Origin of the sequence: Micromonospora sp. DT48, assembly GCF_049844495.1 — a bacterium.
GTDB lineage: Bacteria > Actinomycetota > Actinomycetes > Mycobacteriales > Micromonosporaceae > Micromonospora.
In genome coordinates, this window is record NZ_JBNCLE010000016.1 from 124,272 (window position 1) to 136,398 (window position 12,127).

13 protein-coding genes are annotated in these 12,127 nt (G+C 71.0%); 11 read left to right on the plus strand and 2 right to left on the minus strand.

Annotated elements, in window-relative coordinates:
- Window positions 1-10: 10 nt before the first annotated feature.
- The gene (locus ACLQ2S_RS20125) at window positions 11-532 is read right to left on the minus strand and encodes a hypothetical protein (protein WP_230462801.1); all 522 of its coding nucleotides are present in this window, start codon (window positions 530-532) and stop codon (window positions 11-13) included.
- A gap of 72 nt (window positions 533-604) precedes the next feature.
- Window positions 605-1,054 (minus strand): Lrp/AsnC family transcriptional regulator, encoded by a 450-nt coding sequence (locus tag ACLQ2S_RS20130; protein WP_155220915.1) that lies wholly within the window; start codon window positions 1,052-1,054, stop codon window positions 605-607.
- 147 nt (window positions 1,055-1,201) lie between these two features.
- Between ACLQ2S_RS20130 and ACLQ2S_RS20135 the strand changes: the two genes are divergently transcribed.
- The 11 genes from ACLQ2S_RS20135 (at window position 1,202) to ACLQ2S_RS20185 (ending at window position 12,126) form a co-directional block, all read left to right on the plus strand.
- Window positions 1,202-2,101, plus strand: coding sequence for a tryptophan 2,3-dioxygenase (locus ACLQ2S_RS20135; protein ID WP_425702298.1), 900 nt, complete (start codon window positions 1,202-1,204; stop codon window positions 2,099-2,101).
- A 16-nt stretch (window positions 2,102-2,117) separates the two neighbouring features.
- On the plus strand, window positions 2,118-3,428 hold the full coding sequence (kynU, locus tag ACLQ2S_RS20140; protein WP_425702316.1) for a kynureninase: 1,311 nt from the start codon (window positions 2,118-2,120) through the stop codon (window positions 3,426-3,428).
- Entirely contained in the window at window positions 3,425-4,756 is a 1,332-nt protein-coding gene (locus tag ACLQ2S_RS20145) for an FAD-dependent oxidoreductase (protein WP_309223663.1), read from the plus strand. Before kynU ends, ACLQ2S_RS20145 begins: the two co-directional genes overlap by 4 nt.
- Before the next feature lie 20 nt (window positions 4,757-4,776).
- Complete coding sequence (locus ACLQ2S_RS20150; protein ID WP_425702317.1) at window positions 4,777-6,258, plus strand: 2-hydroxymuconic semialdehyde dehydrogenase; 1,482 nt, start codon at window positions 4,777-4,779, stop codon at window positions 6,256-6,258.
- Between the two features lie 76 nt (window positions 6,259-6,334).
- The gene (locus ACLQ2S_RS20155; protein ID WP_155220911.1) at window positions 6,335-7,156 is read left to right on the plus strand and encodes a 2-keto-4-pentenoate hydratase; all 822 of its coding nucleotides are present in this window, start codon (window positions 6,335-6,337) and stop codon (window positions 7,154-7,156) included.
- 118 nt (window positions 7,157-7,274) lie between these two features.
- Window positions 7,275-8,204: an acetaldehyde dehydrogenase (acetylating) gene (locus ACLQ2S_RS20160; RefSeq protein WP_309223662.1), complete on the plus strand. Its 930-nt coding sequence runs from the start codon at window positions 7,275-7,277 to the stop codon at window positions 8,202-8,204.
- 49 nt (window positions 8,205-8,253) lie between these two features.
- The gene (gene dmpG / locus ACLQ2S_RS20165; protein WP_425702299.1) at window positions 8,254-9,309 is read left to right on the plus strand and encodes a 4-hydroxy-2-oxovalerate aldolase; all 1,056 of its coding nucleotides are present in this window, start codon (window positions 8,254-8,256) and stop codon (window positions 9,307-9,309) included.
- Window positions 9,306-10,079 carry a 2-keto-4-pentenoate hydratase gene (locus tag ACLQ2S_RS20170; protein ID WP_425702300.1) on the plus strand — a complete coding sequence of 258 codons (774 nt, stop codon included), beginning with the start codon at window positions 9,306-9,308 and terminating at the stop codon, window positions 10,077-10,079. The genes dmpG and ACLQ2S_RS20170 overlap by 4 nt, the downstream gene beginning before the upstream one ends.
- Before the next feature lie 78 nt (window positions 10,080-10,157).
- Window positions 10,158-10,586 (plus strand): RidA family protein, encoded by a 429-nt coding sequence (locus ACLQ2S_RS20175; protein ID WP_155220907.1) that lies wholly within the window; start codon window positions 10,158-10,160, stop codon window positions 10,584-10,586.
- Window positions 10,583-11,107, plus strand: coding sequence for a 3-hydroxyanthranilate 3,4-dioxygenase (locus tag ACLQ2S_RS20180; protein WP_155220906.1), 525 nt, complete (start codon window positions 10,583-10,585; stop codon window positions 11,105-11,107). Before ACLQ2S_RS20175 ends, ACLQ2S_RS20180 begins: the two co-directional genes overlap by 4 nt.
- Window positions 11,107-12,126 carry an amidohydrolase family protein gene (locus ACLQ2S_RS20185; protein ID WP_425702301.1) on the plus strand — a complete coding sequence of 340 codons (1,020 nt, stop codon included), beginning with the start codon at window positions 11,107-11,109 and terminating at the stop codon, window positions 12,124-12,126. Before ACLQ2S_RS20180 ends, ACLQ2S_RS20185 begins: the two co-directional genes overlap by 1 nt.
- The last annotated feature ends 1 nt before the right edge of the window (window position 12,127 follow it).

Sequence of the window (12,127 nt, forward strand, 5' to 3'; positions counted from 1 at the left end):
CGACGGTGGGTCAGGAACCGGCCCGGCGTCGACTGCTCAGCAGCCCGAAGACCACCGCCCCGGTCACCGTGGCGACGCCGCCCAGCAGCAGCATCGATCCGGTGCCCCGGTCGGCGGTGCCACCGCCACCGGTCGCCGGTCCCTTGGTCGGCTGATCCATGTTGAGTACGGTCAGCGTGGTGCTGGCCGTCCGGTCGTTGTCACAGCGCAGGTGCACCGGATAGTCACCGGCGGCCTTGTTGCCGGGCACGGTGACCGACCCGGTGAGGAAACCGTTGTCCGGCCGGAGGAACACCCGGTCGAACGCGTCCGAGGTCACCTCGGCCTGGCGGTCGTTGGCGTTGTCGCAGCTGGCCCGGATGTGTACCCGGGAACCGGCCTGGACGCTGTTCGGCGTCACCTCGACGAAGACGTTCTCACCCGCGCGGGCGGCACCGGGCAGGAGCGTCACCCCGGCCAGCGCGAACGCCGCGATCAGGGCGAACGCCGCCAGGGCACGATGGACCCCTCCGTACTGTCGCAGACCCCGCATGATCCTCCCTCCCGGCACCGGCGCACCGGTCCTGCTGGGGCGACCCGCGTGCTTTCCCCCCTGCTCCGGCGGCTAACCGCCGGTGCCGGGCAGCGGGGCGACGGGCTGCCAGCCGAGTGGGGTGGAGAGCACCATGGTGCTCGACGGCTGCCCGTACGGGGCGAGTCGGTCGATGACCGCCTCGAAGTCCCCGATCGAACCGGCCGCGACCTTCAGCACGCTGCACGCGTCGCCGGTGATCCGGTGGATCTCCAGGATCTCCGGCCACCGGGGCACCTCGGGGTCGTGCAGGATGCAGCGGGCGCCATAGCAGGACATCCGGATCAGCGCGACCACCGTGCGCCCGGCCCGGGTCAGGTCGACGTGAGCGTGGTACCCGCTGATCACGCCGGTCTCCTCCAGCCGCCGCACCCGCTCGGCGACCGCGGGCGGCGACAGGTGCACCCGCCGGGACAGCTCGCTGAACGACAACCGTGCGTCGGCCTGCAACTCGCGGAGCAGGGCCCAGTCCATCTCGTCCATGCCGTGACCTTACGTCCGACAGGTGATTCCCGGCGAGCACCTTCCGTTCTAGAAGTGAACCGTGGGAAGCGCCGTTGAACAGGCATTCCATCGGATCAACCGCGCGGGAGATCATGACTGGACGGGCGACCCGGAAGGAGCGGACGCATGGAGCAGACGGAACTGCGCCCGGCGACCCGGACGGAGGTGCGTCCGGTCACCGCACGGCAGCGCGTGGCCCGCGCCGCGCGCAACGGTGGCGAACCCACCCTCGACTTCGCCGAACGGGTGCCCTACGACGCGTACGTGCAGGCCAGCACGCTGCATCAGTTGCAGCAGCCGTTGAGTGGCGACCCGGGTGAGATGTCCTTCCTGATGGTCAGCCAGATCATGGAGCTGTACTTCGGCCTGACCTGTCACGAACTTCGGGAGACCTCCCGGCTGTTGCGCGCCGACCGGGTGTGGGAGGCGTTGGCCCCGCTGCGCCGCGCCGCGCTGCACCTGGAAGGGCTCAACGCGGCCTGGCGGGGCCTGCGCTGGATGACCCCGGCCGACTTCAACCGCTTCCGCAACCTGCTCGGCGAGGGCTCCGGCTTCCAGTCGGCGATGTACCGCCACCTCGAGTTCCTGCTCGGGCTCCGGGACCCGGCGCTGATCCGCCCGTTCCGTCGGCAGACCGAGGTGTACGCCGAACTCACCGACACCCTGGCCACCCCGAGCGTCTGGGACGAGGTGGTCGCCCTGCTCGCCCGGCACGGTCACGAGTTGCCCGCGGAACTGCTGGAGCGGGACGTGGCCACCGAACACGAGGCGCATCCGGCCGTCGAGGCGGCCTGGGTGCGGATCTACGCGGACACCGGCCCGGAGAACCACCTGCGGCTGCTCGGCGAGGCGCTGACCGAGGTGGCCGAGCAGTTCGGTGACTGGCGGCACCACCACATCAAGGCCGTGCAGCGGACCATGGGCGCCAAGGTCGGCAGCGGCGGTTCCGCCGGGCTGGCGTGGCTGCAACGCAGCATGGCCCGGGTGGTCTTCCCGGAACTGTGGTCGGCCCGGACGGCGATGTGAGGCAGGCGTGACGAAGATGGTGAACGGGCAGGCGGACCAGGCCGCGCCGGGTCTCGATGAGGCCGAGGCGCTCCGGCTCGACGCGGCGGAGCCGGGGCACCGGCACCTGTTCCACGTGCCGCCCGCCGACGGGGGCCGCTACCCGGAGTCCGCGTACCTGGCGGGCAACTCCCTCGGCCTGCAACCGCGGGCCACCCGCGACGAACTCCTGGCCGACCTGGACGCCTGGAGCCGACTCGGCGTGGAAGGGCATCTGGCGGCGAAGCGGCCCTGGCTGCCGTACCACGAGTTGTTGACGGCCCCGGCCGCCCGACTGGTCGGCGCCCTGCCCACGGAGACCGTGGTGATGAACTCGCTGACGGTCAACCTGCACCTGCTGATGGTCAGCTTCTACCGGCCGGAGGGCGAGCGGACCCGGATCGTCATCGAGGACACCGCCTTCCCCTCGGACAGCTACGCGGTGCGCAGCCAGGCGCGGTTCCACGGCCTCGACCCGGACGCCACTGTCGTCCGGCTCGCACCGCGTCCCGGTGAGGACACCCTGCGGACCGAGGATGTCACCGGCTACCTGGCGGCCGAGGGACACACCGTGGCGTTGGTCCTGCTCGGCGGGGTCAACTATCTCACCGGCGAGCTGATGGACATCCCGGCGATCACCGCCGCCGGCCGGGCTGCCGGGGCGGTCGTCGGGTGGGATCTGGCGCACGCGGCGGGGAACGTGCCGCTGTCGCTGCACGACTGGGACGTCGACTTCGCCGCCTGGTGCTCGTACAAGTACCTGAACTCCGGGCCCGGTGCGCTGGCCGGTGTCTTCGTGCACGAACGGCACCACGGGAATCCGACGCTGCCCCGTTTCGAGGGCTGGTGGAGCACCGCGGCGGACACCCGGTTCGAGATGACGCCGGTCAGCCGGCCACCGGCCACCGTCGAGGCATGGCAGATCTCCAACCCACCGATCTTCGCGATGGGGCCGGTCCGTACGTCGCTTGAGCTGTTCGACTCGGTCGGCATGTCGGCGCTGCGGGCGCGCAGCCTGCGGCTCACCGGCTACCTGGAGCGGCTGCTGGACGAGGTCACCGCCAACCGGCCGCTCACCGTGATCACGCCACGTGAGCCGCGCCGCCGCGGATGCCAACTCTCGGTACGCCTCGGCGAGGGCAGTGCCGCCGAGCTGACCACCCGCCTGCGCCACGAGCACGGGGTGATCGCCGACGCCCGGGAACCGGATGTGATCCGATTCGCCCCGGTGCCGCTGTACTCGACGTACCACGACTGCTGGCGGGTCGCCGACGCGCTGGCCGCGACGGTCTCGGAGGTGTCCAGGTGACCGGGGAACGCGACGAGATCGCGGTGGTGGGCGCTGGTCTGGCCGGCTGCCTGCTCGCCTGCTTCCTGGCCCGCCGGGGTCATCCGGTGGCGCTCTACGAGCGGCGTCCGGACCCGCGTGGCGGGACACCCGAGCGGGGACGCTCGATCAACCTGGCGCTCTCCGAGCGGGGGCTCGACGCGCTGCGTCGGATCGGACTCGCCGAGCAGGTGATGGCGGACGCGCTGCCGATGCGGGGCCGGATGATCCACCCGGTGAACGGGGCTCCCGGCTTCCAGCCGTACAGCGTCTCCGGTGATCTGGCCATCAACTCGATCAGTCGTGGCGCGTTGAACAACGCCCTGCTGGAGGCCGCCGCCAAGCTGCCCGGGGTGCGGATCGCCTTCGACCACCGGCTGGTCGGGCTCGATCCGGCGACCGGGACGATGACCTTCGAGACACCCCAGGGCGCGGTGAGCGCGCAGGCGGGCGTGGTGCTCGGCACCGACGGCGCCGGTTCGGCAGTACGCGGGCAACTGCTCGCCCACGACCTGGTGACCGAGAGCCTCGACCTCCTCGACTACGGCTACAAGGAACTGACCATCCCGCCGCTGGGCGGTGACTTCGCCCTGGACCCGGGTGCCCTGCACATCTGGCCGCGCGGCACCTCGATGATGATCGCGCTGCCCAACCCGGACCGCTCGTTCACCTGCACCCTGTTCTGGCCCACCCACGGCACCGCCAGCTTCGCCTCGCTGGGCAGCGCGGCGGCGATCGAGCGGCATTTCGCGCAGCACTATCCGGATCTGCCGCCGATCGCGCCGAACCTGGTCGACGACTACCAGCACAACCCGGTCGGGGTGCTCGGCACGGTGCGGTGCGACCCGTGGCAGGTCGACGGGCGGGTCGCCCTGCTCGGCGACGCGGCGCACGCCATCGTGCCGTTCTACGGTCAGGGCGCGAACTGTGCCTTCGAGGACGTGGTCGAGCTGGACCGCTGCCTCGACGAGTGCGCCGAGGACTGGTCGTTGGCGCTGCCGTTGTTCCAGCACCGCCGGCAGGACAACGCCGAGGCGATCGCCCTGATGGCGCTCACCAACTTCGTGGAGATGCGCGACAAGGTCGCCTCGCCGGTCTTCCGGGCCCGCAAACGCGTCGAGCACGCGTTGGAGCGTGCCCTGCCCGGCCGGTACGTCTCCCAGTACGAACTGGTGTCCTTCTCCACCGTCCCGTACGCGCAGGTGCGGCGTCGGGTCCGCCGGCAGTACCAGGTGGTGGGCCTGGTGGCGGCCGGGCTGGTGGCGGCGGCCGGTGCGGCGGTGGCACTCGGGTTCCGGAGGCGCGGATGACGCTCTGGGATCCCCGACTGATGGCCGGGCGGGCACCGGGCGACCCCGGTCTGCTGCGCAACTTCGTCGGCGGTGAGTTCGTCGACACCGGGACCAGGTTCGTCAAGCGCAGCCCGGTGACCGGTGAACCGGTCTTCGAGGCGGTCGAGGCGGGCCGTGCCACGGTGGACGACGCGGTGGCGGCGGCCCGGACGGCGCTGCGTGGCCCGTGGGGTCGGGCCGGGGAGCGGGAACGCGCCGAGGTGCTGCGCCGGATCGCCGACGAGTTGGAACGCCGCTTCGACGACCTGGTGGCGGCCGAGGTGGCCGATACCGGCAAGTCCATCTCGCAGGCTCGTACCCTGGACATCCCGCGTGGCGCGGCCAACTTCCGGGCCTTCGCGGAGATCGTGGCGACCGCGCCGACCGAGTCGTTCACCACGGTCACGCCGACCGGTGGTCGGGCGCTCAACTACGCGGTGCGCAAGCCGGTCGGGGTGGTCGCGGTGGTCGTACCGTGGAACCTGCCGCTGCTGCTGCTCACCTGGAAGGTCGCCCCCGCGCTGGCCTGCGGTAACGCGGTGGTGGTCAAGCCGAGCGAGGAGACACCCGCGTCGGCCACGCTGCTCGCCGAGGTGATGGCGGCGGCCGGGGTGCCGGACGGCGTGTTCAACCTGGTGCACGGCTTCGGGCCCGGCTCGGCCGGAGAGTTCCTCACCCGCCATCCGGGCGTCGACGCGATCACCTTCACCGGCGAGTCGGCCACCGGCGGTGCCATCATGCGGGCCGCCGCGGACGGGGTGAAGGCGGTCAGTTTCGAGTTGGGCGGCAAGAACGCCGGGCTGGTCTTCGCCGACGCGGATCTGGACGCGGCGGTGGCCGGTTCGGTGCGGTCGAGCTTCACCAACGGTGGGCAGGTCTGCCTCTGCACCGAACGCATCTACGTGCAGCGGCCGGTGTTCGAGGAGTTCACCGCGCGGCTCGCCGAGCGGGCCGCCGAGCTGGCGTACGGCTGGCCGGCCGACGAGGCGACGGTGAACATGCCGCTGATCTCGCACGGTCACCGGGACAAGGTGCTCGGGTACTACGACCTGGCACGCGACGAGGGTGCGCGGTTCCTCACCGGCGGGGGAGTGCCCCGGTTCGACGACGCCCGCGACGGTGGCGCGTACGTGCAGCCGACGGTGCTGACCGGGCTCGGCCCGGACGCCCGCACCAACCGTGAGGAGATCTTCGGACCGGTGGTGCACGTCGCGCCCTTCGACGACGAGGACGAGGCGTACACCCTGGCCAACGGCACCGAGTACGGCCTGGCGGCGACGGTCTGGACCCGTGACGTGGGTCGCGCGCACCGGGCCGGTGCCCGACTCGACGCCGGCATCGTCTGGGTCAACACCTGGTTCCTGCGTGACCTGCGCACCCCGTTCGGTGGGGTGAAGGCCTCCGGTATCGGTCGGGAGGGTGGCGTGCACTCGCTGGATTTCTACTCGGAGCTGACGAACGTCTGTGTGGAGATGTCATGAGTGAGCGTTGCGAGCGAATCATCGGGTGCAGTGTGGTTGTGCCTCATGACGGTACGCAGCGAAGCGGAGTGGCGTCATGAGTGAGCGTTGCGAGCGAATCATCGGGTGCAGTGATGTCGAGACGGCGGCCCGGGAGCTTTCCGAGGCCCGCACGAGCGGAAAGCCGTGCCCGCCGGTACGTGGGCGGCTGGTGCCGGAGGGGGACGTCGAGACCGCGTACCGGGTGCAGCAGCGCCAGGTGGGCGAATGGTTGGCGGCGGGGCAGCGCCGGGTGGGCGCGAAGATCGGGTTGACCTCCCGGGCGGTCCAGGAGGGCTTCGGGGTGTACGAGCCGGACTTCGGGGTGCTCACCGACGCGATGGCGGTGCCCGACGGCGTCGAGGTGGCGATCGAACGCCTGCTGCAACCCCGGGTGGAGGCGGAGGTCGCCTTCGTGCTCGGCGCCGACCTGCCCGACGAGCGGGTCACCACCGTGGACGTGTTGCGCGCCGTCGACCACCTGCTGCCGGCCATCGAGATCGTGGACTCGCGGGTCGCCGGTTGGGACATCTCCATCGTGGACACGGTGGCGGACAACGCCTCCAGCGGGCTGTTCGTGCTCGGCACCACGCCCCGCCGACCGGCCGAGGTCGACCTGCGGCTGTGCGGGATGGTCCTCGAACACGCCGGTGAGCCGGTGTCGGTCGGGGCCGGCGCGGCCTGCCTGGGCAATCCGTTGCACGCGCTGGCCTGGCTGGCCGGCACCATGGCCCGCGCCGGCGACCCGTTGCGCGCCGGTGACGTGGTGCTCTCCGGCGCGCTGGGGCCGATGGTGGCGGTGACCCCCGGCGCGGCCTACGAGGCCCGGATCTCCGGTCTCGGCTCGGTGCGGACCTGCTTCACCCGGAGGGCTCAGTGAGCGCGAGGAGTGCAGCGCAGCGGAGCCCCGCAGTCGCGAACGAAGGGTGGGCTCGGTGAGCGCGAGGAGTGCAGCGCAGCGGAGCCCCGCAGTCGCGAACGAAAGGAAGCCGAGCGGCGTGACGACGGGTGTGGCGGTGATCGGGTCGGGCAACATCGGCACCGATCTGATGATCAAGGTACTGCGGCTGTCGGATTCGCTGCGGATGGTGGCGATGGCCGGTATCGATCCCGACTCCGACGGCTTGGCGCGGGCCCGACGGCTCGGTGTGGCGACCACGGCCGACGGGGTGGCGGGCCTGGTCGCGATGCCCGAGTTCGCCGACGTGGAACTGGTCTTCGACGCCACCTCGGCGGGCGCGCACCGGCACAACGACGCGGTGTTGCGGGCCCACGGGCGGACCGTGATCGACCTGACCCCGGCGGCGATCGGCCCGTACGTCGTGCCACCGGTCAACCTGGAGGAACACCTCGGCGAGACCAACCTCAACATGGTCACCTGCGGTGGGCAGGCGACCGTGCCGATCGTCGCTGCGGTGCGGCGGGTGACGCCGGTGGCGTACGGGGAGATCGTCGCCTCGATCGCCTCGCGGTCGGCGGGCCCCGGCACCCGCGCCAACATCGACGAGTTCACCGAGACCACGGCCCGGGCGATCGAGGTGGTCGGCGGTGCCGACCGGGGCAAGGCGATCATCGTGCTCAACCCGGCCGACCCGCCGTTGCTGATGCGCGACACCGTCTACTGTCTCTGTCCGGATCCGGACGCCGACCGGGACGCCATCGCCGCCTCCGTCGGCGAGATGGTGGCCACCGTGCAGGAGTACGTGCCCGGCTACCGGCTCAAGCAGGACGTGCAGTTCGACCGGGTCGACACCTACGTGCCGTCGCTGGGACGGCACCTCACCGGGTTGCAGGTCGCGGTCTTCCTGGAGGTTTCCGGCGCCGGTCACTACCTGCCCGCGTACGCCGGGAACCTGGACATCATGACCTCGGCCGCGCTGCGTACCGCGCAGCGGCTGGTCGCCCTGCGGAAGGTGGTTGCCGGGTGAGCGCGCGGAACACGGTGCGGCCCGCGGCGGCCGATGGCGGGAGGCAGCGGTGACCCAGCTGTACATCCAGGACGTGACGTTGCGCGACGGCATGCACGCCATCGCGCACCGCTACACCGTCGACCAGGTCCGGGTGATCGCCGCGGCACTCGACGCCGCCGGGGTCGCCGCGATCGAGGTCGCCCACGGCGACGGTCTGGCCGGGTCCAGCGTCAACTACGGCCACGGCGCGGCCAGCGACGCCGACTGGATCGCGGCGGCGGCCGAGGTGATGACGCGGGCGAAGCTGACCACCCTGCTGTTGCCCGGCATCGGCACCATCGCCGACCTGAAGGCCGCCCGGGCGCTCGGGGTCACCAGCGTCCGGATCGCCACCCATTGCACCGAGGCCGACATCTCCGCCCAGCACATCTCGTGGGCCCGGGAGAACGGCATGGACGTGGCCGGCTTCCTGATGATGTCCCACATGAACGATCCGGCCGGACTGGCCGCGCAGGCCAAGCTGATGGAGTCGTACGGGGCGCACTGCGTCTACGTCACCGACTCCGGCGGGCGGCTGCTGATGTCCGACGTCGCGCAGCGCGTCGACGCGTACCGGCAGGTCCTCGAACCGACCACCCAGATCGGCATCCACGCCCACCACAACCTCTCCCTCGGGGTGGCCAACAGCGTGGTCGCCGTCGAGCACGGCCGGATCGCCGGTGCCGGCCCGGTCGGGTCGCCGGTCGGCCGGACGGTCCGGGTGGACGCCTCGCTCGCCGGTATGGGTGCCGGTGCCGGCAACGCGCCCCTGGAGGTCTTCGTCGCGGTCGCCGAACTGCACGGCTGGCAGCATGGCTGTGACGTCTTCGCGCTGATGGACGCCGCCGACGACATCGTCCGCCCGTTGCAGGACCGGCCCGTCCAGGTCGACCGGGAGACCCTCTCCCTGGGGTACGCGGGGGTCTACTCCAGCTTCCTGCGCCACGCCGAACGGGCCTCGGCCCGCTACGGGGTGGACGTCCGGTCGATCCTGGTGGAATTGGGCAGACGCCGGATGGTCGGCGGGCAGGAAGACATGATTGTCGACGTGGCGCTGGACCTGGCTGGCAAGGAGAACCGATGATCGGGCCGGACATCGCAGGGATCGCCGAGACGCTCGGCGCGGCCGCCGACACGGCGACCGCGATCGGTCAGCTCGCCGCCGAGACCGGGCTGGACGTCGATGCCGCGTACGCGGTGCAGACCGCCCTGGTGCAGCGCCGACTGGACCGGGGCGAGCGGCTCGTCGGCGTGAAGATGGGCCTGACCAGCAAGGCGAAGATGGCCCAGGTCGGGGTGGACGAGGTGATCTGGGGTCGGCTCACCGACGTGATGCGGATACCCGACGGCGGCACGGTCGACGTGGCCGACTTCATCCATCCCCGGGTCGAGCCGGAGGTGGCGTTCCTGCTGGATCGGCTTCCCGAGCCGGGCGAGCCGGTCGGTGACTTCACCGACGCGGTGCGGGCGGTCGCTCCGGCGATCGAGCTGATCGACTCCCGGTACGCGAACTTCACCTTCTCCCTGCCGGACGTCATCGCCGACAACACCTCGGCGGGCGCGTTCGTTATCGGCCCGTGGTCGCCGGTGCCGGACGGCCTGGACAACCTGGGTGTGTTGCTGGAGATCGACGGACGGCTGTCGCAGGTGGGCTCGACGGCGGCCATCCTCGGTGACCCGCGCCGGGCACTCGACGAGGGTCTCCGGCTGGCGGGGCGGCACGGGGTGCGGCTGCGGGAGGGCTGGGTGTTCCTGGCCGGTGCGGCGACCGCTGCTGTTCCGCTGCGTGCGGGTGCTCATGTCCAGGCTGTCGTCGAGAAGCTCGGTACGGCTTCGTTGCGGGCGTCGTCATGAACGGTGTGGGGGTTCCGGGCGGGCCGCCCGGAACCCCTGACGTGGTCGGTCCTGTCGCGCCGGTGCGAGGTGGTCGTCATGAGTGACAGGGCTCGGGTGGTGGCTGGGAAGGCCGTGCCTCGGGGGGCGTTTCCGCACGTCAAGGTGGCAGGCGGGTTCGTCTTCGTGTCGGGTACGTCGTCCCGGCGACCGGACAACACGTTCGTGGGCGTGTCGGTGGACGAGTTCGGCACGACCGACCTGGACATCCGGGTCCAGACGCGGGCGGTGATCGAGAACATCGCGGACCTGCTGCGGTCGGTCGGCGCCGAGTTGACCGACCTGGTCCAGGTGACCACCTACCTGGTCAACATGAATGACTTCGGTGGCTACAACGAGGTGTGGGCGGAGTTCTTCGACGCGACCGGGCCGACCCGGACGACCGTCGCCGTGCACCAGTTGCCGCATCCGCACCTGCTGATCGAGATGCAGGCCGTCGCCCTGCTCCCAGAAGGAGGCCAGTCATGAGTGAGATCGCCGAGCCGTTCAGCTTTCCCGGGTGGATCGCGGAGAACCAGCACCTGCTCAAGCCGCCGGTCGGCAACAAGGAGATGCTGCCCGGCTCCGAGGACTTCATCGTGATGGTGGTCGGTGGACCGAACCAGCGGACCGACTTCCACGTCGACCCGTACGAGGAGTTCTTCTACCAGGTGAAGGGCAACATGCACATCAACCTGATGCTGCCCGAGGGCCCGCGTACGGTGCACGTGCGCGAGGGGCAGATGTGGATGTTGCCCCGGAACACACCGCATTCGCCGCAGCGGCCGGAGGCCGGCTCGATCGGGGTGGTGATCGAGCGGGTACGCGAGGAGGGGACGCTGGAGAAGTTCCAGTGGTACTGCCCCGAGTGCTCGCACAAGGTGCACGAGGTCGAGTTGCAGGTGCGGGACATCGCCGCCGACCTGCCCCCGGTCTTCGCGGCGTTCTACGCCGACGAGTCCGCGCGTACCTGCGACAACTGCGGCACCCTGCACCCGGGTAAGGGCTGATGGCGGGTCCAGCGTCGCCGGTGGTGGACGTGCACACGCACGTCGTACCGAAGGGATGGCCGGACCTGGCCGCGACCTGCGGCGGGTCCGGCTGGCCCTGGCTCCGGATCGACTCGGAGCGCGCCGCCATGATCATGGTCGGCGAGACGGCGTTCCGCCCGGTCGGCGCCGAGTGCTGGGACGCCGACACCCGGCTGGCCGACATGGCCGCCGACGGAATCGACGTGCAGGTGGTCTCGCCCACGCCGGTCTTCTTCTGCTACGACCGTCCCACCGACCAGGCGGTGAAGGTGGCCCGCATCTTCAACGACCTGACGCTGGAGGTCACCGCCGGAGGCGACGGTCGGCTGCTGCCGTTCTGCCAGGTGCCGTTGCAGGACCCGGACGCCGCCTGCGCCGAGGTGGACCGCTGCCTCGCGGCCGGTCACGTCGGTGTCGAGATCGGTAACCACGTGGGCGAGCGGGATCTGGACGACGCGGGCATCGTGACGTTCCTGACCCATTGCGCCGAGGTCGGTGCGCCGGTCTTCGTCCACCCCTGGGACATGGCCGGTGGTCCCCGGTTGGACCGTTGGATGGCCCGCTGGCTCACCGGGATGCCCGCCGAGACCCACCTGTCGGTGCTGGCGATGATCCTCGGCGGGGTGTTCGACCGGGTGCCGGAGACGTTGCGGATCTGCTTCGCCCACGGTGGTGGCAGCTTCCCGTTCTGGCTGGGGCGTGCCGACAACGCCTGGCACCGCCGCGGTGACCTGGTACGCGGTGCGTCCGCCGCCCCGCCCAGCTCCTACGTCGACCGGTTCTACGTCGACTCGGTGGTCTTCTCGACTCCGGCGTTGCGCCTGCTCGTGGACACCATGGGTGCCGATCGGGTGCTGGTGGGCAGCGACTACCCGTACCCCCTGGGGGAACGCCCGGCCGGTGCGGTGGTCCACCAGGCCGACTTCCTCACCGACGCGCAGCGTGCCGACCTGCTCTCCGCCAACGCCCTCCGCTTCCTCAACCGACTTCATATATAGG

Bases quoted from the DNA above. Each gene is read 5' to 3' on its own strand.
- kynU (WP_425702316.1), top strand. From the start codon at position 2,118: ATGGTGAACGGGCAGGCGGACCAGGCCGCGCCGGGTCTCGATGAGGCC.
- ACLQ2S_RS20125 (WP_230462801.1), bottom strand. From the start codon at position 532: ATGCGGGGTCTGCGACAGTACGGAGGGGTCCATCGTGCCCTGGCGGCG.
- ACLQ2S_RS20155 (WP_155220911.1), top strand. From the start codon at position 6,335: ATGAGTGAGCGTTGCGAGCGAATCATCGGGTGCAGTGATGTCGAGACG.
- ACLQ2S_RS20185 (WP_425702301.1), top strand. From the start codon at position 11,107: ATGGCGGGTCCAGCGTCGCCGGTGGTGGACGTGCACACGCACGTCGTA.
- ACLQ2S_RS20130 (WP_155220915.1), bottom strand. From the start codon at position 1,054: ATGGACGAGATGGACTGGGCCCTGCTCCGCGAGTTGCAGGCCGACGCA.
- ACLQ2S_RS20135 (WP_425702298.1), top strand. From the start codon at position 1,202: ATGGAGCAGACGGAACTGCGCCCGGCGACCCGGACGGAGGTGCGTCCG.
- ACLQ2S_RS20170 (WP_425702300.1), top strand. From the start codon at position 9,306: ATGATCGGGCCGGACATCGCAGGGATCGCCGAGACGCTCGGCGCGGCC.
- ACLQ2S_RS20175 (WP_155220907.1), top strand. From the start codon at position 10,158: ATGAGTGACAGGGCTCGGGTGGTGGCTGGGAAGGCCGTGCCTCGGGGG.
- ACLQ2S_RS20150 (WP_425702317.1), top strand. From the start codon at position 4,777: ATGGCCGGGCGGGCACCGGGCGACCCCGGTCTGCTGCGCAACTTCGTC.
- ACLQ2S_RS20180 (WP_155220906.1), top strand. From the start codon at position 10,583: ATGAGTGAGATCGCCGAGCCGTTCAGCTTTCCCGGGTGGATCGCGGAG.